Origin of the sequence: Burkholderia cepacia (genome assembly GCF_001039005.1) — a bacterium.
Lineage (GTDB): Bacteria > Pseudomonadota > Gammaproteobacteria > Burkholderiales > Burkholderiaceae > Burkholderia > Burkholderia theae.
In genome coordinates this window covers 105,538-126,630 of sequence record NZ_LDWR01000018.1, presented here as the reverse complement: position 1 = coordinate 126,630, position 21,093 = coordinate 105,538, and the positions used below count along the sequence as shown (strand labels likewise).

Here is a 21,093-nt window from a genome sequence, read left to right as displayed (position 1 = left end):
GTCTGACCTTGACGGGAGAACACCATGAAGAAGCTGGTTGCGTCGCTTGCCGGCGGCCTCGCCCCGGACACCACCGACACCACCGAAACCGACACCGACACCGAAGCCGAAGCCGAAGCCGATCGCACCGACTCGCTGCAAGCAGACGTCCCGCTCCTCGTCCCGCTGATGGACGGCGGGACCAAATTCATCTTCCAGGTCCTCGCGCTGTGCTGGTTCGTCGCGCTGGGCATCTTCTGGCGCTGGTGGCTGCGCGACGAGCACTACGTCGACGCGTTCCGCTTCGGCGTCAACTGCTTCGTGCTGTTCTGGACCACCTTCATTCCCGGCTATTTCATCTTCATCATCCGCTCGGCGGTCGTTCCGAACCCCGCGCTGCCCGTGCCGCGCGACTGGCGCGTCGCGATGGTCGTCACCAAGGCGCCGTCCGAGCCGTTCGACATCGTCCGCACGACGCTGCTCGCGATGCTCGACCAGAGCTACCCGCACGACACCTGGCTCGCCGATGAAGACCCGACGCCCGAAACGCTCGACTGGTGCCGCGAGCACGGCGTCTTCGTGTCGACGCGGCGCGGTGTTGCCGCGTACCACCGGACGAGCTGGCCGCGCCGCACCCGATGCAAGGAAGGCAACCTCGCGTACTTCTACGACACATACGGCTACGACAACTACGATTTCGTGTCGCAGCTCGACGCCGATCACGTGCCGACCCGCACCTATCTCGAGGAGATGCTGCGGCCGTTCGTCGATCCGAAAGTGGGCTACGTGTCGGCGCCGAGCATCTGCGACAGCAACGCGGCCGAGAGCTGGAGCGCGCGCGGCCGCGTGAACGTCGAGGGGCCGCTGCACGGCACGATGCAGGCCGGTTATGCGGGCGGCCTCGCGCCGCTGTGCATCGGCTCGCACTACGCGGTGCGCTGCCGCGCGCTGCGCGAGATCGGCGGGCTCGGGCCCGAGCTTGCCGAGGATCACTCGACCACGATGATCTTCAATTCGAAGGGCTGGCGCGGCATGCATGCGCTGAACGCGATCGCGAACGGCGAAGGGCCGCGCACGTTCGCCGACCTGGCGATGCAGGAATTCCAGTGGTCCAAGAGCGTGATGATCATCATGCTGCGCTATACGCGCCACTATTTCGCGGGCCTGCCGCTGAAGCTGAAGGCGCAGTTCCTGTTCTGCCAGCTGTGGTACCCGCTGTGCGCGGTCGCGATGGCCGGCGGCGTCGTGATTCCGGTCGTCGCGCTGCTCACCGGCCGCGTCTGGGCGCACGTCGACTACCTCACGTACCTCACCTACGCGCTGCCGCTCGCGGCGCTGCTCCTGTGCGTCGTGACCTGGGCCACACGTTCGACCCAGTCGTGCCGCCCGCTGAATACGAAGCTGCTGTCGTGGGAAGGGCTGTCGTTCGTGTTCGCGCGCTGGCCGTGGGTGGTGCTCGGCTGCGCGTCGGCGCTGTTCGATTTCATCCGTGGCAAGGAATTTGCGTTCAAGGTCACGCCGAAGGGCGGCACGATCGAACAGGATGCGCCGCTGCGCGTGGTCGCGCCGTACCTGCTGATCTCGCTGTTCTGCAGCCTGCCCGTCGTGATGGTCGAGAATCCGCGCAATGCAGCCGGCTTCTATCTGTTCTCGACGCTGACGAGCATCCTGTATCTCGTGATCGCTGCCGTCGTCACGGTGAATCACGGCCGGGAGCAAGGGCTCGACGCGTCGGCGTTCAGGCAGATGTTCTTCAGCCGCCTGCCGATGCGCAACGCACTGTTCGTCTACGCGCTCGCGATGCTGTTGACGGGCATCGGGCTGCGCGCGCCGAAAGGCTGGCAGGCGATGATGTGGCGCTCCGGGTTGCCGGTCGTGGTTGCGCCCGCGCCGGGCGAACCGGTGAAGCAACCCAAACTCGGCGCATACGATCCCGACAAGACGCTCGCGACCGATCCGGGCCTCGCGTTCGATCACGTGTTCGTGTCGTGGAACGCGCCCGACATCGGCACGGAAATCGGCGATGCCTATCAGAGCGCGCAGGCGCGGAACCGCTCGCTGATGCTGACCGTCGAGCCTTGGGCGGCTGACGGCACGCGGCAAGGCGCGCTGCTCGCGGACATCGCGCACGGCCGCTACGACACGCGGATCGCGGCCACCTGCTCGGCGCTCGCGGCACTGAAAGCCCCGGTGTTCGTGCGCTGGGGCCACGAGATGGAAACGGACACCGGGCGTTATCCGTGGGCCATCGGCGACGCGTCGGCGTACATAGACGCGTACCGGCGGGTCGTGACCGCCTGCCGCGCGATGACCGACCAGATCCGCTTCGTGTGGTCGCCGGCCGGCAACCGCAACCTCGACGACTATTTCCCGGGGCGCGGCTATGTGGACGATGTCGGCCTGTCGGTATTCGACTGTCCGCGCTGCGCGAGCTGGCCGGCCGGCGGCCATTTCTCCGCGGCGAGCATCCTGCGGACCAAATACGAGCGGGTGAACGACTACGGGCTGCCGGTGATGGTCACGGAGCTTGGTGTCGACGGGTCGACTGCGCGCAAGCGCGAGGAACTCGACGAATTCCAGCGGTCGCTGTGGCGCTATCCGCTGCTGAAGGCGGTGATCTATTTCAACGCGGTCGACACGCCCGGCGCGTGGCCCGCGCACTATGTGCCGGACTGGCGGATCGCGCCGGCGTCGCTGCAGACGGCTGTCGTCGCGAAATGACCGGCTGCCCGGGAAGCGGCCGTGGTCGGCGGTCGGGCGCGGGCCGCACCGGGACAGCCCGACGAAGCGCAATCGACGCAGGTTACTGGTAATCGAGTAAAACCGTCATCGCCCCGGATACCGTTCCCGGCGTAATCGCTGCGGCCGTCTGGATATATGACGCCTGCATCGGTATCGCATACGACCCGCCCGTGGCCTTGTCATAGGCGTCAACCCTGATCGACGTGTCGAAGGTTGCCGCTACACCCTTGTCGTCCGCGACGCGAATCCGCACGCCCTTCGCGCTCGAACCGGCACCGAGCGGCAGCACGCCCGGTGAGCCCGCGATGGCGCCCCCGACCGGATTGAGCAGATACCCGATCCGGTTGTATCCCCGCGGACAGTTGTCGACCTGGAGTTGAAAGCGCTTCGCGCCGGCGGTCGAACCGATACCGCTGAATTGAGAGGGCCTCGCACTCGGCAACGTCACGGTCTGGTTCGGCGCCGAGCAGGTGCCCGCGATCGCCGTCACTTTTCCGGTCGGCGACAAATAGATGCGCGCTCCGTCGGGAACCTCCGCCGTGAACACCGTGAAGTACCACGTTCCCCCGAACGAACCGGACTGGACAGGCTGGCCGTTGCTCAGCAGTTGCACTTCAATCGAAGTGCTGAACTGTTCTTGCGGGTAATTCCCCGTCTTATATCCCTTTCCATTGATCAGCAATTGGGCCGACACCCCCGCGACAGTCGTCGAAATGATCGGCCCTGCCCCGCTGCTGCCTCCGCCAGACGGATAATTACTGATTCCCTTGAACGTGCACCTCGCCTTGCCGCACGCCGCCATCGGCGTAACGTAATAGCGGGATATCACACTGCCGCTCGGCAAATGCTGGGGAACGGAGATGTCTTGCCCGAACGCATGAACCGTGATGAAGGCCGCCCACGCTACCGGCGATGTCGCCATGACGATCCCGGCAACTGCGAGCATGACGACGGGCGTCACGCTCCTGCCGCCCCACGCCCTTTCGGCAATGCTTTCCGCTTTTGCGATTTCGATCGACCTAACGAAAGCACTCCTGATCATAAAAAATTCCCTCCGTCCCGTTGAACGCCATCGGCACGTCGAGTGCCTGTCCATCGGGGTGCCGTCGGCCTCCCGAATTTGACAAACAACGCACAGTGACTTTTATCTCAAAAGAGGGAATTCTAAAATTTGTCACGCCCACATGACATAAGACAATGTTTAATCGATTTCCAAAATTAATAGTACAAGTACTATATTCAGCTGATTTTTTGGGCGCTCGCTCTATTTTTATTTCTGACGTGGACGATGCCCGAACCTGACGGACCGCTCGTCATCCCAACAACTCCTTCCGCCTCAGATGCACGACGTCGCGCATCGGCGGCGCGCCGAACAGCCGGCTGTATTCGCGGCTGAACTGCGACGCGCTTTCATAGCCGACGACGGCGGCCACCGACCCGACGTCGCCGCCCTGCCTCAGCAACAGCCGCCGCGCCTCGTGCAGCCGCAGCTGCTTCTGGTACTGCAGCGGGCTCAGCGTCGTCACGTGCTTGAAATGGTGGTGCAGCGACGACACGCTCATGTTGACCGCCTGCGCGAGCGACTCGACGCGCATCGGCTCCGCGAAGTGATCGCGGATCCATTCGATCGCGCGCGCGATCCGGTGCGTCTGGCTGCCCGCGATGGCCATGTGCCGCAGCCGCGTGCCCTGCCCGCTCGTCATCAGCCGGTACAGCAGTTCCTTTTCGATCAGCGGCGCGACGACCGGAATGTCGGCCGGCGTATCGAGCAGCCGCAACAGCCGCAGCGCGGCATCGAGCAGCGGCGGCGTCAGCTCGGCGAGCGCGATCCCCTCGCCTTCGGGGCCCGCGTCGGGTTCGGGCAGCCGCATCTCGGCCGCGAGCTCGACGATGCGCTGCGGATCGAGCGTCAGCGACAGGCACAGGTAGGGGGCTTCCGGCGATGCGCGCGTCACGCGCGACAGGATCGGCAAGTCGATCGACGTAATCAGGCAATTGTGCGTGTCGTATTCGTAGGCCTGGCCGGCCACGATCACGCGCTTCGCGCCCTGCGCGGCGATCACGAGCGCGGCGCGCGACACGCCGCAGCCGAGATCGACCGGACGCGTGTGCCGATGCAGCATCAGGCCCGGCACGGCCGTCGAATGCGAGCCGTCCGCCGGCGCGAAGCGGCCGATCAGCGTCGCCAGTTCGCGCCGCCCGGATTCGCGCGACGCCACGATATCGGTCATGTCCATGACGCTTCCTCGATTGATTTCCCCGTGTCGCGGGAGCATAGCGAAACGGCCCGCGGCGTGCCCGGGATTTGCAGGATTGTTCAATAAATTTGCAGGATTGGGTAGACGCAAAAACCGGCTGCTCGCGCACACTGCCCGCTAACCGGGCGCATGCCGGGTTTTCCCCATGGAGACATACACAATGCCTACCTCCTTTGTCCTGAACGGCAAGAACGTCACGCTCGACGCCGATCCGTCGATGCCCGTCCTCTGGGCGATTCGCGAACACGCGGGCCTGACCGGCACGAAGTTCGGCTGCGGCATGGCGCAGTGCGGCGCGTGCACGGTGCATCTCGAAGGCCAGGCCGTCCGCTCGTGCGTGCTGCCGCTCGCCGGCATCGCGGGCAAGCACATCACGACGATCGAAGGCCTGCAGAGCAAACCCGCGCAGGCCGTGCAGGCCGCGTGGGTCAAGCTGCAGGTGCCGCAATGCGGCTATTGCCAGTCCGGCCAGATCATGTCGGCCACCGCGCTGCTCGAACAGAACCCGAAGCCGACCGACGCGGATATCGACGCCGCGATGAACGGCAACCTGTGCCGCTGTGCGACCTACGCCCGCATCCGGGCCGCGATCCACGACGCGGCCACGACGCTGGGAGCCTGACCATGACGATCGAACTCGACAACACCGGTTCGGTACGGCCGTCGCGCCGCACGTTCCTGAAGGCCGCGGGCGCCGCGGCCGCCGTCAGCCTGACCATCGGCTTCGAATGGGCCGGCCTCGGCCGCCGCGCGCTGGCCGCCACCGCGCCCGCCACCGACTTCGCGCCGAACGCGTTCCTGCGCATCACGCCCGACGGCGCCGTCACGGTCATCGCGAAGCACGTCGAACTGGGCCAGGGCGCGTATACGGGCATCGCGACGATCGTCGCCGAGGAGCTCGACGCCAACTGGTCGAGCGTGCGCGTCGAAAGCGCGCCGGCCGATGCGAAACGCTATGCGAACCTCGCGTTCGGCACGATGCAGGGCACGGGCGGCAGCTCGGCCATGGCGAACTCGTGGCAGCAGTTGCGCGAAGCGGGCGGCAAGGCCCGCGCGATGCTCGTGTCGGCCGCGGCGGCCCGCTGGAAGGTGCCGGCCGGCGAGCTGACGACGGCGGATGGCGTCGTCACGCACGCGAAGAGCGGCAAGACGGCCGCGTACGGCACGCTCGTCGCCGATGCGTCGAAGCTTCCCGTGCCGGACAAGGTCGCGCTGAAGCAGCCGGCCGATTTCAAGCTGATCGGTCAGCGGATTCCGCGCGTCGACGCCTCGGCGAAATCGAACGGCACCGCGCATTTCACGCTCGACACGACCTTCCCCGGCATGCGCGTCGCGCTGCTGCAGCGCCCGCCGCGCTTCGGCGCGACGGTGAAGTCGTTCGACGCGACGGCCGCGAAGGCCGTGCCGGGCGTCGTGTCGGTCGTGCAGGTGCCGGGCGGCGTCGCGGTCGTCGCGACGGGCTTCTGGGCCGCAAAGCAGGGCCGCGACGCGCTGAAGGTCGAATGGGACGAGGCAAACGCCGAAAAACGCGGCTCGGACGAGATCATGCGCGAATACCGGCAGCTCGCCGACAAGCCGGGCACGTCGGCGCGCAAGGACGGCGATGCCGACGCGGCGATCGCCGGCGCGGCGCGCAAGCTCAGCGCGACGTTCGAATTCCCGTATCTCGCGCACGCGCCGATGGAGCCGCTCGACGCGGTCATCAAGCTGACGGCCGACAGTTGCGAGATCTGGGCCGGCGACCAGTTCCAGACGGTCGACCAGGCCAACGCGGCCCGGGTCGCGGGCCTGAAGCCCGAGCAGGTGCAGATCCACACGCTGTACGCGGGCGGCAGCTTCGGCCGGCGCGCGAACGCGTGGTCGGACTACGTGGTCGAGGCCGTGTCGATCGCGAAGGCGCTCGGCGCGGACGGCAAGCCCGTCAAGCTGCAGTGGACGCGCGAGGACGACATCCAGGGCGGCTTCTACCGGCCGATGTACTTCCACAAGCTCGACGCGGGACTGACCGCGGACGGCCGGCTGGTCGGCTGGCGTCACCGGATCGTCGGCCAGTCGATCCTCGCCGGCACGCCGTTCGAAGCGTTCATGGTCAAGAACGGCGTCGACGCGACGTCGGTCGAGGGCGCGGCGAACCTGCCGTACGCGGTGCCGAACGTGTCGGTCGAACTCGCCACCGTGAAGACGGGCGTGCCCGTGCTGTGGTGGCGCGTGGTCGGCAGCTCGCACACGGCCTATGCGGTCGAGGCGTTCATCGACGAAGCCGCGCACTCCGCCGGCAAGGACCCGTACGCGTTCCGCCGCGACCTGCTCGCGAAGGAGCCGCGCATGCGCGCGGTGCTGGACCTGGCCGCGCAGAAGGCCGGCTGGGATCCGGCCAAGCCGCTGCCGAAGGGCCGCGGGCGCGGGATCGCGGTGGCCGAGGCGTTCAAGAGCTACGTCGCGCAGGTGGCCGAGGTGTCGGTCGACGCGGACGGCAAGGTGAAGGTCGAGCGCGTGGTGTGCGCGGTCGACTGCGGGATCGCGATCAATCCCGACATCGTCGCCGCGCAGATGGAGGGCGGCATCGGCTTCGGGCTCGGCGCGGTGATGCACAGCGCGATCACGCTGAAGGACGGTCACGTCGAGCAGCGCAACTTCGACGGCTACCACGTGCTGCGCATGGCGGAGATGCCGAAGGTCGAGGTCCATATCGTGCCGTCGGCCGAGGCACCCACCGGGGTCGGCGAGCCCGGCGTCGCGCCGGTCGGGCCGGCGGTCGCGAACGCGATCTTCGCGGCGACCGGCAAGCGGCATTACGTGCTGCCGTTCGATTCGGCGGATAGCGCGAAGGCTTGACGGCTGGGTGATGCGCCGGCCGCGGGATGGAGACGTCTCGCGGCCGGCCCCCGAATCCCACCGCCCCCCGCACGTTACGCCAGACGTAACGCCCGTAACGTCGCCCGCCGATGCTACGTAACAATCCTTCAATATTGCTCCGACCCTTTCCGCACTCGCGCCACGCCGCTCGTTAAAAATTCTTTTAAATTCAAGGCCGCCGCGCCGCCTGCCGCAGCGCCATCCGCTGTCGATTCGTGACAATCCTCCTCCTGGCCCGAAAGTTGCTGCACATGGCTGGCAAACACTCCTTTATGGACATGCGAGGGCCACCATGGATTGCAAATATCTGTACATCGACAACATAAAAATCAACTTCGTGCGCCGCACGATCGAAATCGACAACACAATCATTGACGTCACGCCGCGCGAATTCGACGTCGTCGAATTCCTGCTCGACAACATGAACAAGATCGTGCCGCGGCAGGCAATCCAGGAAGCCGTGTGGGGCCGCGAGCTGGGCGTATCGTCGCGCACGCTCGACACCCATATCTCGCGTATCCGTTCGAAGCTGCAACTCGATCACGACAAGAACCTGCGGATCATCCCGATCTACGCGGTCGGCTATCGCCTCGTGCTGTTCGGTGCGGCGATGACGCACGTCGAGCGCCACGACGCGGCGCCGATCCTGCGTGCGGCGCCGCAAGCCGTGATGGCCGCCGACTACGCCTGACGCTTTACCCCGCGCGACGCCTGCCCGCGGCGCGCCTGCAACGCTCCCCCCACCGCGCTGCGCCGTTGCGCAGCGCCTCGCGGCCCGCCAGCCGGGTGCGGCCTGCATGCCGCCCGGCCCGCCAGCCAGTCGCGACCCGACCGCCGCCTCCGGGCGGCGGTCGCTTTTGGTCGCTCGCTGCCGCACAGGCGGCCACACATCCCGCTGCATCGCGCTTCGTAGCGCCCCGCTCCCCGTGCCGCCGCGCGATGCGCACGACTACGGATTCAGGCGCGGCACGCGGCCATTGCCGTCCCTACAATCGACGCAGCAGCCGCGTGCCCCTCCACGCCACCGGCCCCAGAACAACCCGTCGAACCAACGCCGAATTCGCCCCGATCCCGCCGTGCCTGCGCTGTTCCTGACGAATGCCGACGCCGGCGATGCCGCGAACCGGGCCATGCCCGCTGCTTCCGCGCCGCCCGCCGCTGCGCCGGCCGCGGTCGCGCTCGACGCGTCGCCCTACCTGCCGCGCCTGTCCGCCGCCGCCGCGCGCGGGCTGTCGCACGCGTACGGCGCGACCGACGCCGTTCCGGTCACGCTCGGCGAGCACGCGTATGAAGTGCGCTGGCGCGTCGACGCCGAGCCGGCCGCCGATGCGCATGCGTACCGCTTCGTCGTCGGCCCGGCCGCCGGCACGCTGTGGATCGATCCGGTCGCGGAAATCGAATGGCTGGGCGACGCGGCCGATCCGGCCGTGCCCGCGGTGATCCGCGCGGCGCTGCTCGCCGACCTGTGCGCACCGCTCGCGGGCGTGCTGCAGGCCGCGACGCGGCAGCGCGTGGAATTGCTGCCACCGCCCGAGCACGCGCCCGCATGGCGCGTTTTGCCGGCCGCGCTGCGTTTCGAATTGCGGCGCACGGACGGCGCATGGCGCTGCCACGGCGCGCTGCTGTTCGACGCGCCGGATGCGCTGGCCGTGTTCTTCTCGGCGGCGCCGGCCGCGCTTGCCGACGCGCGCGCGGTCTACGCGAACCTGCCCGTGCCGCTCGTGTTCGAGATCGGCCGCACCGAGCTGACGACGGCCGAGCTGGCCGACGTCGTCGGCGGCGACATCATCGCGATCGAACGCTGGCAGGCGCACGAGCAGAACCTGCTGTGCGTCGCGCGGCTGCCAGCCGCGCCGGCATGGGAGATCACCGGGCGGCCGTCGGGTAACCGGCTGACCGTCGAACGAATCAGGGAGATGCCTTTGGAACCGACCCGCACCGACACCACGCCCGCGACGACGCACGACGCGCCGCCCGCCGATGCGCCACGCACGCTCGACGGCCTCGCGGTCGACCTGCGCTTCGAGCTGCCGCCCACGTCGATGCCGCTCGGCGAGCTGAGCGCGCTGCAGCCGGGCGCCGTGATCGAGCTGCAGCAAGGGATCAACCAGAGCGTGATCCATCTCGTCGCGAACGGGATGCTGATCGGCACCGGCCACCTGATCGCGGTCGGCCAGAAGCTCGGCGTGCGTGTCGTCACGCTGACGCAACCCGCGCCGCGCGAGCGCTGAGCGATGGGCAACCTGCCGAATCCGGTCGCGCTGATCGCGGTGATCGCCGCGCTCGGCGTCGCGCCGTTCGCGGCGCTGATGGTGACGAGCTACACGAAGCTCGTGGTCGTGCTCGGCCTCCTGCGCTCCGCGCTCGGGATCCAGCAGGTGCCGCCGAACCTCGTGCTGAACGGCATCGCGCTGATCCTGTCGCTGTTCATCATGGCGCCAGTCGGGATGTCGATTCGCGATGCGCTGCAGGCCCGCCATTTCGACGCATCGGGGCAACTGTCGACCGCCGACATCGGCGCGCTCGCCGATGCCGCGCTGCCGCCGATCAAGGATTTCCTCGTGTCGCACACGCGGCAGCGCGACCGCGAATTCTTCGTGCGCACTGCGACGTCGGTCTGGCCGAAAAATCGCGCGGACGGCATCAAGGACGACGACCTGCTCGTGCTGGTGCCGAGCTTCACGCTCGCCGAGCTGACGAAGGCGTTCCAGATCGGCTTCGTGATCTATATCGTGTTCATCGTCGTCGACCTGCTGGTCGCGAACATCCTGCTCGCGCTCGGGATGCAGATGATCTCGCCGACGACGATCTCGGTGCCGTTCAAGCTGCTGCTGTTCGTCGCGCTCGACGGCTGGTCGCTGCTCGTGCACGGGCTCGTGATGTCCTACCGCGTGGCGGGCCCGGGATGAACGCGCGCGGCCTGCGCACCGCCGCCGCGTGCCTGTGCGCGCTGGCCGGGCTCGCGCTCGCATTCGCCGGCATGCAGCCGCGCATCGCGCAGGCGGCCAGCGGCGCGGGCTTCGCGCAACTCGCACGCGCCTGCGCGCCGAACGTCGATCCCGACACGCTCGCCGCGCTCGTGCGCACCGAGTCGGGTTTCAATCCCTATGCGATCGGCGTGGTCGGCGGGCACCTGACGCGCCAGCCCACATCGCTCGACGAGGCCCGCGCGACCGCGCGCGAACTCACGTCGCGCGGCTTCAGCTACAGCGTCGGCCTTGCGCAGGTGAACGAACGCAATTTCTCGAAATACGGGCTCGACGAAGCGACGATGTTCGAGCCGTGCCGCAACCTGCAGGCCGGCGGCGCGATCCTGACCGAATGCTTCGCGCGCTCGTCGGGCACCGGCCGCGCGACGCAGGCCGCGTTGCGCGCGGCGCTGTCGTGCTACTACAGCGGCAACTTCACGACGGGCTTCTCGAGCGGCTACGTGAGCCGCGTCGTCGCAAGCGCGCAGCGCAACGCGCGCGAAGGCGGCATCGAACCGATTCCCGTCGTGAGCGACACGCCGCCGCCCGAGCGCCGGCGGCGAATGGAAGCCGCCGCCACCACGCCGCCCGAACGCGCGCGCCGGCTGGCATCGCCCGCCGCATCCGCCGATGCGCCGTCGTGCCATGCGCGCCCGGTGATGATGATGTGCCACGGATTGCCGGCAAACCAGGCGAAGCGGCTGTGCGTGCGGTGTCTCGATCAGTGAACGGGTACAGCGCGGGCGAGCGCGCGCGCCGTCGTCATCGTCATCAGCAGCAGGTCGAAGTTTCGATCCCGATCGCGCCGCACGTCTCGTAGCGGGGCCACCCGAATGTCGCACGCCACCCCTCGCGCGATGTCGCACGGCGGGCAGGATACGCGTGCATCGAGCGGGATCCTGCAGCGCGATCCGCCGGCCGGCGGCGATCCCGGCGATTTGACGATCGGCACGCCGCCCAACGTCGGTTGAATGCCGGCGGAATTTCAACCGGAAGGCCGGAAACCCCGACCACCCGCGGCGCGCCGCGTCACCCCGCGCGCTGCGCCTCCAGCCACGACTGGAACATCAGCACCGTCCACAACTGGTGCTGCCAGTTCATCCGGCCGGTCTGGTGCTGCCGCCACAGGCGCTCGACCGCGGCCGCGTCGAAGAAGCCCTCCTCGCGCAACCGCGACGGCCGCAGCAGCGCCTCGGCCCAGTCGCGCAGCGCGCCGCGCAGCCAGTGGTCGACCGGCGCGCAGAAGCCCTGCTTCGGCCGGTCGATCAGCGCGGACGGCACGTAGCGGTCGAGCAGCCGGCGCAGCAGCGCCTTCGACTGCCCTTCCGGCAAGCGCACCGACGCCGGCACGCGCCACGCGAATTCGACGACGTGATGGTCGAGGAACGGCATGCGCGTCTCGAGGCTCACGGCCATCGCCGCGCGATCGACCTTCGCGAGAATGTCGGTCGGCAAGTACGTGAGCGTGTCGATCGCCATCGCCTGCTCGGCGAAGCTCAGGTGCGCGGGCCACGCGGCTACCGTGTCGAGCGGCGTCGGCGGCTCCTGCCCCGACAGCGCAAGACGCTCGGGATGATGCACCGACGACATCAGCAGCCGGTACAGGCCGATCCGGCTCTCGGCCGTCATCACGTGACCGAGCTTGTGCAGGCGATCGCCTATGCGGGCCGCCGATTCGCGCGCCTCCACGCCGCCCCACGCACCCTGCGCGACGGCCGCGAGCTGGTCCGCGTGATCGGGCCGCAGCGCATGCAGCGCGGCGGCGATCCGCGCGCGCACGGCGGCCGGCACGCGATGCAGCTTGCGCCACAGACGCGGCGTCAGGAAGTAGCGCGTATAACCGCCGAACAGCTCGTCGCCGCCATCGCCGGACAGGCTCACCTTCACGTGCCGGCGCGTCATCTCCGACACGAGGAAGGTCGGAATCTGCGACGCATCGGAGAACGGCTCGTCGTATATCGACGGCAGCTTCGGCACGACATCGAGCGCATGGTCGGCGGTTACGTAAAGCTCCGTGTGCCGCGTGCCGAGATGGCGCGCGACGGCCTTCGCATAACCGGCCTCGTCGTAACCGGCTTCGTGAAAGCCGATCGTGAACGTGTCGACCGGCGTCGCCGATTGCGCCTGCATCAGCGCGACGATCGCGGACGAATCGACGCCGCCCGACAGGAACGCGCCGAGCGGCACGTCGGCCTCCATCTGCCGCGCGACAGCCTGGCGCAGGACCGTGTCGAGCTGGCCGACGGCGTCCTCGGCGTTGCCCTCGAACGGCTGCGCGCGGCCGCTCTCGATCGCCTGTTCGAGCGTCCAGTACGCGCGCAGGCGCGGCGTGTCGCGCGCATGCTCGAACTGGATGAACGTGCCGGGCGGCAGCTTGCGAATGCCGCGATAGATCGTGTACGGCGCCGGCACGCTCGACTGGCGCAGGTACAGACACAGCGCGTCGCGATCGACCGTGCCGTCGAAGCCCGGATAACCGCGCAGCGCCTTCAGCTCGGACGCGAACACGAGCGCGTCGCCGATCCGGCCGTAATAGAGCGGCTTCTCGCCGATCCGGTCGCGCGCGAGCGTCAGCACCCGCGATGCGCGATTCCACAGTGCGAACGCGAACATGCCGGTCGCGCGCCGCAGCGTCGCCTCGACGCCCCACGCGACGATCGCCGCGATCAGCACCTCGCTGTCGGAGTGGCCGCGCCACGCCGGTGCGCGACCCGCGCGCTCCAGCTCCGCGCGCAGTTCGCGATGGTTGTAGATTTCGCCATTGAAGACCATGACATAACGACCGCACGCGGACGCCATCGGCTGCCGGCCGTGGGCCGACAGGTCGACGATCGCAAGCCGCCGGTGGCCGAGCGCGATGCCGGCCTCCGGATCGACCCAGATCCCCTGTCCGTCCGGCCCGCGATGCGCAAGGCTCGCCGTCATGCGCGCGAGCGTGCCGCGCGCTGTCTCCTCATCGAAGGCGACGCTATTCAAGAAGCCGTCGATTCCGCACATTTGATTTGTTCGCCCCTGTTGACCTGTTCCGTCACACATGGCGCAACCTCGCGGCCCGCCGTCCGGCGTGACGATCGAGCCATATTACGAAGAAATAATTCAGCAATAATTCACCGGTGAATTCACGTGAATGCCGAAAAAATAAATCACGTCAAGTGCCGCGCGCAGGGTCACGCAAAGGGGCCATATCGAATGGGAACAAGGAAGGCATGCGGACGGGCACGGCGCGGCGCGCGTCAACCCGCGCCGGTCGCCCATTTCAGCAACTGCGCGACCTCGCGGAAATGCTGCTGCTGGATCGTGCCGTTTTCGGGCGTCGATTCGTACAGCGCCTGCGCGAGCCCGACGTTCGCGAGCGTCGGGCGCAGCGCGTCGCGCGCGGCACGCACGATCCGCTCGGCCGCCTCGCCTTCGCCGCGCGCGAGCACCCACGGCAGCGTGCCGATCCCGCCGTAATAGAGCGCGACCGCGACGCGCGGCGAATGGACGACCACCGACGCGAAGCCGATCCGGTCCTGCAGCGACGCGAACTGCGCTTCGCGCGCGAGCTGCCGGCGCTTCGATTCGATATGCGGATCGCCTTCGTCTTCCTTGTGCTCGCGCCGCACTTCGTCGATCGACATCTTCATCTTCTGGTTGAACTCGTGCCGCTGATGCACGATGTCGATCAGCGCCATCACGATATAGATCAGCGCGGCCCAGCCGAACAGCATCATCAGCAGCTTTACGATCAGCGCGAGGATCGAGATCGGCCGCGTGAAACCCGACTGCACGGAAGGGTCGAGCGACTCGAAGATCAGCCAGCCGAGCGTCGCGACGAGCAGCACCGTCTTCAGCAGCATCTTCACGAGATTGACGAGGTTGCGCATCGACCACAGGTTCTTCATCCCCTCGGCCGGATTGAGCCGCGACAGCTGCGGCACGAGGCGGCTCCACGCCATCACGCCACCGACCTGCACGAAGCCCGCGAGCAGGCCCGCCAGCAGCCCGGCCGCGACGATCTGCGCGGACAGCGTCGCCCAGTCGCGCGCGGCGCCGTCGATCAGCACCGCGATGCGCGCGGACGGGTCGGCCGCGCCGGTCGCATCGAACACGAGCCGGAACAGCGCCTGCAGCCGCCCGAACAGCGAACCGATTCCAACCGCGAGCGCGACGCACACGCCGACGAAAAACGCCGACGAAATCGTTTCCGCGCTCTTCGGTACATCGCCTTTCTCGCGTGCCTCGCGCAGGCGCTTCGCGGTCGGCTTCTGGTCCTTTTCGGCCATGTCGGCTCCGCCGTGCGCTCAGCCGCCGCCGTGCGCGGCGAACAGCGCGTGCAACAGCGCCATCAGCCCGCTGTCGGGGCTCAGCAGCGAATGCAGCGACGCGTACACCGCCGGCAGGAACAGCACCATCATCAGCAGCGCGAGCGCGCTCTTCAGCGGCTGCGAGAACACGAAGATGTTGAGCTGCGGCACCGCGCGCCCGACGAGGCCGATGCCGAGCTCGACGAGCACCAGCACGATCGTCACCGGCGCGGCGAGCTTCACCATCCATTCGAAGATCGTGTCGGTCTGCCGCACGATGAAGGTCTGCAGCATCGACGAGAAATCGGGGCCGAGCGAGCCGATCGGCCACCACGCGTACGACTGCGCGAACAGTTGCACGAGCACCTGCAGCCCGCCCGCGGTGACGAACAGCGCGATCGCGACGAAATTGAGGAAGCCCGACGTCGGGCCGCCCTCGTGTCCGCCCATCGGATCGAAGAACGCGGCGCTGCCGCTGCCGGTCTGGAAGTCGATCAGGTAACCGACGCCCTGGATCGCGAACAGCACCGCGCTGAACGCGCCCGCGAGCAGCATGCCGACCACCGCTTCCTTCGCGACGAGCAGGCACCACATCAGGAACGGCAGCGTGGCCACCTGCGCGGAGTCGATCGCCGGCGCGACGAACGCGGCGATCACGACGGCGATCCCGTTGCGCACGAGGCCCGTGATGATCTGCTCGTTGAACACCGGCACGACGAACATGATCGGCAACAGGCGCGGCATTACGTAGAGCAGCGGCCGCAGCATGCCCGCGACATCGTTGAAACCCGCAGCCTGGTCTAGCATCGACGCTCCGCGGCAGCGGGCGGTGCGGCATCGTCGGCGGCATCGGTTGGGTCGACTGCATCGGCTGCATCGGCCATTCCGGCCGCGCCGGTTTCCGCATCGGCCGGCGGCGCGGCCATCGCCGCGTCGAACGCGGCGGCCGCTTCCGGTGGCGCAGCGTGGCCGGACGCGTCGCTCGCCCCGGCCGCCCATGCACCGGGCGTCGCGAAGCGCCGCACCGCGTACCCGTCCGCGACTTCGTCGGCATCGCGCTCGACCCGCGCGGCGCGCGCATGCTGCGCCTTCTCGCCGGCCTTGTCGAGCTTGTCCTCGGCGGCCTTCGCCTTGCGCGCGGCGCGCTGCAGGTCGGCGAGTGTCGTCTCGTGGCCGCGATGCACGTGCGTGGCCTCGCTCACCGACGCGTTCGCGGTGCCGATATGCCGGTCGAACGTGCGTGTGTCGGCGGCCGCGTTCTGCAGTGCGCGCGCCTCGCGCAGGTCGTCGACGAGCCGCGTCTGGATCGCGGCCTTCGCGGCGACCTGCGTGGCGAGCCGCGCGTGCGCGGCCTCGAGCGCGCGCCGGCTTTGCGCGGCGATGCCCTGCTGGCGCGCGGCCGCGACGCGCGCGATCTGGCTGCGCATCTCGCGCACGCGCTTCAGGCGCGCGAGTGTCGCGAGCACGAGGCGGTCGTCGGCTTCAGACATGATCGTTCGCCAGCTTCGTCAGCTTCGCGAGCAGCGCGTCGAAGCGCACGTCCTCATCCGACGCCTGCGTGCAGAACGCGCCGATCGCGTCGCGCGCGCGCAGCGCGAGATCGCCGAGCCGGTCGCTGCCTTCGCGATACTCGCCGATCTGCACGAGCAGCTCGATCTCCTGGTACTTCGCGATCAGCTCGCGCACGCGTGCGGCCGCATGCTGGTGCGCGCGGCTCGCGACGAGCGGCATCACGCGCGACAGGCTCGCGAGCACGTCGATCGCCGGATAGCGGTTCGCCAGCGCGATCTTGCGCGACAGCACGATATGGCCATCGAGGATCGAGCGCACCTCCTCGGCGATCGGGTCCGACTCCTCGTCGCCTTCGACGAGCACCGTGTAGAGCGCGGTGATCGACCCGTTCGCGCCCTGCCCCGCGCGTTCGAGCAGGCGCGGCAGCACCGCGAACGTCGACGGCGGGAAACTGCGGCGCGTCGGCGGCTCGCCGCTCGCGAGACCGACCTCGCGCTGCGCGCGCGCGAAACGCGTCAGCGAATCGACGAGCAGCAGCACGCGCTTGCCCGCATCGCGGAAGTGCTCGGCAATCGCGGTCGCGACGAGCGCGGATTTCACGCGCTCCATCGCGGGGCGATCGGACGTCGACACGACGACGATCGAACGCGCGCGCACCTCGGGCGACAGGCTGTGCTCGATGAATTCGCGCACTTCGCGGCCGCGTTCGCCGACGAGCGCGATCACGTTCACGTCGGCCTGCGCACCGCGCGCGATCATCCCGAGCAGCGTGCTCTTGCCCACGCCGGACGGCGCGAAGATGCCGACGCGCTGCCCGATACCGAGCGTCATCAGCCCGTCGATCACGCGCACGCCGGTCGGAAACGGCGTGTCGATCATCTTGCGCGCGAGCGGGTTCGGCGGGTCCTGCTGCGTCGACACCCACGCGGCGCCCGTCACCGGCCCGCGATCGTCGAGCGGCCGGCCGAGCCCGTCGAGCACGCGGCCGAACAGCCCTTCGCCCACCGGGAATACATGCTCGCGCCCGGACGGTACGACGGTCGTCTCGGGCGACAGCCCGGCCACGTCGCCCAACGGCGTGAGCAGCGTCGTCTGCCGCGAAAACCCGACCACCTCGGCGAGCAGCGTCGGCTGGTTCGGCGTGCGCAGTTCGCAGATCTCGCCGAGCCGCGCGCGGATGCCCGTCGCGTTCAGGATCTGCCCGACCGCGTGATTGACGCGGCCCTGCACCGACACCGGCGAGAAGAACGCGAGCCCCGCGTCGAGTTCGCCGACGAGGCGGCCGCGATCGAACGGCGCGCCGTCGTCGTCGCTGCCGAACGGCTGCGGATCGTCGAGCGGCGCGTTCATCGCGCGGCGCCCTTCAACGCATCGCGGCGGATCGCCTGACGCAGCGCATCGATCTGCAGGTCGAGGCTCGCATCGATGCGCCCGGACGGCGTCTCGACCGTGCACGCGTGACGTTCGAGCTGCGCGTCCTCGACGATGCGGATCTTCTGCCGGTTCGACTGCCCCGCGAACGCGCCGTCGAGCGCATCGCGCATCTCGTCCTTCCGGCCCGGCGCGATCCGCACGATCAGGAACGCCTCGTCGCGCACGAGCGGCGCGATCCGCGCCAGCGCGGCCTCGTACAGCGTCTGCGTGCTCATCTCGCCGACGATCGCGCGCACGGCCTTCACGACGATGTCGGCCATCGCATCCTTCATCGTCTCCATCGTGCGCGTGGCGGCGAGCGCCTGCGTGTACGCCTGCGCGGCCTGCTCGCGCTGCGCGCGGCGCATCCCTTCGTCGTAGCCGGCCGCCTGGCGCTTGTCGAATTCGCGCTGTGCGTCGGCGACGATGCGCGCGGCCTCGTCGTGCGCGGTCGCGATCACCGCGGACGCGTCGAGCAGCGCCGCGTATTCGCGCTCCTTGAGCACCTTGCGCTCCGACAGCAGCTGCAGGTTGTCGCTCGTGATCAGAAAAGCCAATCCCATGACGCAAGCCTCTCGGGAATCAGAAACAGGAACAGCAGTTCGCCGAACTGGTCGCGCTGCGCGCGGTTCAGCCAGTAAGGCGCCTCATCGTCGATCGCGCGGTTGAATTTCAGGCGCACGCGCCGCGCGACCGCATCGCCCGCCACGCCGATGAAATCCGCGAGCAGCCGCCCGCCGCGCGCACGGATCACCACCGGCAGCGCCGCGGGATCGGCGCGCCACGGCTCGAGCGTTTCGGCGAGCGCGCCGAATTCCGGCGCGCGGTCGAGCGCGAGTTCCAGCGCATCGCCGCCGAGCCTCGCCGCGACTTCCGCGCGGATGCGCCGCGCGGCCAGCGCGTCGCGCAGCCAGTTGCGATGCAGCAGCAGCCCCGCATACGCGGCCAGTTGCTCGAGCGCCGCGCCCGGCAGCAGCGCGAGCCGCGCGCACGGGTTCGCGACGTCGAAGTCGTGCCGGCCCGCCACGCCGTTCAGATCGAGCAGGTGCCGCGCGAGCAGCTTGCGGCCGGCCGCGCCGAACGCGTCCGGCGAACGGTAGCGCGCGGGCCAGTCGGCCGGCACGCGCGTCACGTGCAGATAACGATCGGGCCGCAGGTTGAAATCGCAGACGAGCGCATGAAACGCCGCGCGCCGCACGGCGGGCGGCGGCGCAAGCGGCTGCAGCCACGGCAGCGACGCCGCGTCGGGTTGAGCGGGTGCGTCGCCCGGCGGCAGCGCGCGCGGATCGCTCATGCGCCGTCGCGCGCGCCGTTCGGCGTGCGCAGCCCGCCGCCGGCCTGCTGCGCCGACGCGCCGCCGACGCCGTTCGACCCACGCGGCGCACCGAGCAATCCGGCAAGCCGCGCGCCGAACATCCCGCGCCGCGCAGCCGACAGCACGATCACCGCGCCGGTCAGCAGGATCAGCGCGAACACGAGCCAGCCGAGCGGCGAGCGCAGCCGCACGATGTCCGACACCGCGCTGCCGATTCCGTCCACGCGCGTCGCGCGCGCGGCGGCCGGCTGCAGGAACAGCGACACGTTGTCGTACTGCAGCCCTTCGATGCTGTGCGCGACGAGATCCTTGACCATCGGCGCCATCGCGCGCAGGTCGACGCCGGGCCGGTAGCGGATATACACGGCCGCCGACGACGGCTTGATCTTGTCCGCGAGTGGATCGTTCTCCGGAATCACGACCTGCACGCGTGCGACCACCACGCCCTCGATGTCCTGCAGCGTGCGCGACAGGTCCTGCGATACGCCGTACAGGTAGCGCACGCGCTCCTCGGCCGGCGTCGACACGAGGCCCTGCTTCTGGAACAGCTCGCCGAGGCTCGCATAACTCGGCTTCGGCAGCCCGTTCGCCTGCAGCACGGTGAGCGCCGACTGCATGTCGCCGTCCGCGACGCTCACCAGCCACGCGTTGCGGTCTGACGTGTCGCGCGCGTCGTTGTCCTTCGACGCGCTGATGCCCGCGTCGCCGAGCACCGCGACCATCTGGTTCGCGTCGCGCTCCGACAGGCCCGAGTACAACTCCTTCTGGCACCCGGCCAACAGCACGAGCAGCCCCGCGAGCAGCGCACGCGCCGCCCGGTTGCGCCACGCATGCGTGCGTGGCGTCGAATCGATCGTCGTCATCGTTTGTCCGCTTCATGGCGCGTGAGGCCGGTTCCGGCCCGCACGCAGTTAGGGCCTGTTCCCGCTCATAACGGGCTTGCGAACGTGCCTTGCCGGCTGCAGTGCAAGAAGCAAGGAGCGCCGTTTGGCCGAGCCAAACAAGCGACGCGCGACGCCGCAATGCGGCCGGCAAGGCACGTTCCCGACACTAACAAAATTTCATCCAGGGGCTGGCCGCCAGAAGGGCCGATCGCCGCGTCATGCTCCTAGCGAATACGTTGAGTATTCGCTTCGTCCCATTCCTCGCGCTCGGCCCTTCTGGCGGCCAGCGCAAGCCCGTTATGAGCGGGAACAGGCCCTTGTCACTCCTGCGTCTTCAGCACCGTGTGCGTGAAGCCGTTCGCCGCCTGCGCGACCGACAGGCTCAATTGGTATTCCGAAATGGTGGTGGTCGCCGTCCACTGGAAATCCATCGCCTTCACCATCGTCATCAACGGATCGCTGTGGCTGTCCGCCATCGACGTCAGCATCTCGCCGCGATGCTTGTCGATGTTCGCGTACCGCGTGTCGAGATCGTTGCCGTAAGTGCGCAACCGCTCGACCAGCGACGACTGGTTCGCCTGCGCGGGCGTCATCTGCACGGCCGGCGCCGCATCCGCCGGCGCGCGCGACATCGCGACGCCCGACGAAGACGGCGGCGCGGCCGGCGATGCGCCCGGCTGCATCAGCCCATCGAACTGGCGCACCTGCGCCGGATCGGACGCCGAGCCCGTCTGCTGCGCGGCGCCCGCGAGCGCGGCCGCGCCCGGCGGCGCCGCGCCTACGCCTGTCACTGACATGATCTATGCCCTCCTTGGCTGGCAGGCGCCGGACCGGATCGGTCGGGCCCGCCCGGAACAGGCCGGCCGGCACGCGCGCATC

The 21,093-nt window shown here is 68.8% G+C and carries 19 protein-coding genes; 8 read left to right on the top strand and 11 right to left on the bottom strand.

Annotation, left to right across the window (positions count from 1 at the left end; translation table 11 throughout):
* Window positions 1-24: 24 nt before the first annotated feature.
* Complete coding sequence (locus VL15_RS11550) at window positions 25-2,700, top strand: glycosyltransferase (protein ID WP_048245611.1); 2,676 nt, start codon at window positions 25-27, stop codon at window positions 2,698-2,700.
* An 82-nt stretch (window positions 2,701-2,782) separates the two neighbouring features.
* On the opposite strand, the gene VL15_RS11545 is transcribed toward VL15_RS11550, so the two are convergent.
* Window positions 2,783-3,763, bottom strand: a complete 981-nt coding sequence (locus VL15_RS11545; protein ID WP_053077625.1) for a fimbrial protein — start codon at window positions 3,761-3,763, stop codon at window positions 2,783-2,785.
* 271 nt (window positions 3,764-4,034) lie between these two features.
* On the bottom strand, window positions 4,035-4,958 hold the full coding sequence (locus tag VL15_RS11540; protein WP_048245610.1) for an AraC family transcriptional regulator: 924 nt from the start codon (window positions 4,956-4,958) through the stop codon (window positions 4,035-4,037).
* Between the two features lie 181 nt (window positions 4,959-5,139).
* On the opposite strand from VL15_RS11540, the gene VL15_RS11535 reads away from it, so the two are divergent.
* The 7 genes from VL15_RS11535 (at window position 5,140) to VL15_RS41905 (ending at window position 11,775) form a co-directional block, all read left to right on the top strand.
* A complete protein-coding gene (locus VL15_RS11535) occupies window positions 5,140-5,601 on the top strand; it encodes a (2Fe-2S)-binding protein (RefSeq protein WP_048245609.1) in 462 nt (153 codons plus the stop codon).
* 2 nt (window positions 5,602-5,603) lie between these two features.
* On the top strand, window positions 5,604-7,814 hold the full coding sequence (locus tag VL15_RS11530) for a xanthine dehydrogenase family protein molybdopterin-binding subunit (protein ID WP_048245608.1): 2,211 nt from the start codon (window positions 5,604-5,606) through the stop codon (window positions 7,812-7,814).
* A gap of 313 nt (window positions 7,815-8,127) precedes the next feature.
* Complete coding sequence (locus tag VL15_RS11525; RefSeq protein WP_048245607.1) at window positions 8,128-8,526, top strand: winged helix-turn-helix domain-containing protein; 399 nt, start codon at window positions 8,128-8,130, stop codon at window positions 8,524-8,526.
* A gap of 385 nt (window positions 8,527-8,911) precedes the next feature.
* The gene (gene sctQ / locus VL15_RS11520) at window positions 8,912-10,066 is read left to right on the top strand and encodes a type III secretion system cytoplasmic ring protein SctQ (protein ID WP_048245606.1); all 1,155 of its coding nucleotides are present in this window, start codon (window positions 8,912-8,914) and stop codon (window positions 10,064-10,066) included.
* A gap of 3 nt (window positions 10,067-10,069) precedes the next feature.
* Window positions 10,070-10,744 (top strand): type III secretion system export apparatus subunit SctR, encoded by a 675-nt coding sequence (sctR, locus tag VL15_RS11515; protein ID WP_048245605.1) that lies wholly within the window; start codon window positions 10,070-10,072, stop codon window positions 10,742-10,744.
* The gene (locus VL15_RS11510; protein ID WP_048245604.1) at window positions 10,741-11,532 is read left to right on the top strand and encodes a lytic transglycosylase domain-containing protein; all 792 of its coding nucleotides are present in this window, start codon (window positions 10,741-10,743) and stop codon (window positions 11,530-11,532) included. Before sctR ends, VL15_RS11510 begins: the two co-directional genes overlap by 4 nt.
* Before the next feature lie 105 nt (window positions 11,533-11,637).
* Window positions 11,638-11,775, top strand: a complete 138-nt coding sequence (locus VL15_RS41905; RefSeq protein WP_155420188.1) for a hypothetical protein — start codon at window positions 11,638-11,640, stop codon at window positions 11,773-11,775.
* A 58-nt stretch (window positions 11,776-11,833) separates the two neighbouring features.
* Here the strand turns inward: VL15_RS41905 and asnB are convergent, their stop codons facing one another.
* The 9 genes from asnB to VL15_RS11465 form a co-directional block, all read right to left on the bottom strand.
* Entirely contained in the window at window positions 11,834-13,801 is a 1,968-nt protein-coding gene (gene asnB, locus VL15_RS11505) for an asparagine synthase (glutamine-hydrolyzing) (protein WP_048245603.1), read from the bottom strand.
* A gap of 236 nt (window positions 13,802-14,037) precedes the next feature.
* Window positions 14,038-15,069 (bottom strand): EscU/YscU/HrcU family type III secretion system export apparatus switch protein, encoded by a 1,032-nt coding sequence (locus VL15_RS11500; protein ID WP_048245602.1) that lies wholly within the window; start codon window positions 15,067-15,069, stop codon window positions 14,038-14,040.
* 18 nt (window positions 15,070-15,087) lie between these two features.
* A complete protein-coding gene (gene sctT / locus VL15_RS11495) occupies window positions 15,088-15,897 on the bottom strand; it encodes a type III secretion system export apparatus subunit SctT (protein WP_048245601.1) in 810 nt (269 codons plus the stop codon).
* Window positions 15,891-16,580 (bottom strand): hypothetical protein, encoded by a 690-nt coding sequence (locus tag VL15_RS11490; RefSeq protein ID WP_048245600.1) that lies wholly within the window; start codon window positions 16,578-16,580, stop codon window positions 15,891-15,893. The genes sctT and VL15_RS11490 overlap by 7 nt, the downstream gene beginning before the upstream one ends.
* Window positions 16,573-17,952, bottom strand: a complete 1,380-nt coding sequence (sctN, locus tag VL15_RS11485; RefSeq protein WP_048245599.1) for a type III secretion system ATPase SctN — start codon at window positions 17,950-17,952, stop codon at window positions 16,573-16,575. Before sctN ends, VL15_RS11490 begins: the two co-directional genes overlap by 8 nt.
* Entirely contained in the window at window positions 17,949-18,578 is a 630-nt protein-coding gene (gene sctL / locus VL15_RS11480) for a type III secretion system stator protein SctL (protein ID WP_048245598.1), read from the bottom strand. Before sctL ends, sctN begins: the two co-directional genes overlap by 4 nt.
* Window positions 18,560-19,309 carry a SctK family type III secretion system sorting platform protein gene (locus VL15_RS11475; RefSeq protein WP_048245597.1) on the bottom strand — a complete coding sequence of 250 codons (750 nt, stop codon included), beginning with the start codon at window positions 19,307-19,309 and terminating at the stop codon, window positions 18,560-18,562. The genes sctL and VL15_RS11475 overlap by 19 nt, the downstream gene beginning before the upstream one ends.
* Window positions 19,306-20,193 carry a type III secretion system inner membrane ring lipoprotein SctJ gene (gene sctJ, locus VL15_RS11470; RefSeq protein ID WP_048245596.1) on the bottom strand — a complete coding sequence of 296 codons (888 nt, stop codon included), beginning with the start codon at window positions 20,191-20,193 and terminating at the stop codon, window positions 19,306-19,308. The genes VL15_RS11475 and sctJ overlap by 4 nt, the downstream gene beginning before the upstream one ends.
* Before the next feature lie 341 nt (window positions 20,194-20,534).
* Window positions 20,535-21,011, bottom strand: a complete 477-nt coding sequence (locus VL15_RS11465) for a hypothetical protein (protein ID WP_048245595.1) — start codon at window positions 21,009-21,011, stop codon at window positions 20,535-20,537.
* Window positions 21,012-21,093: the final 82 nt, after the last annotated feature.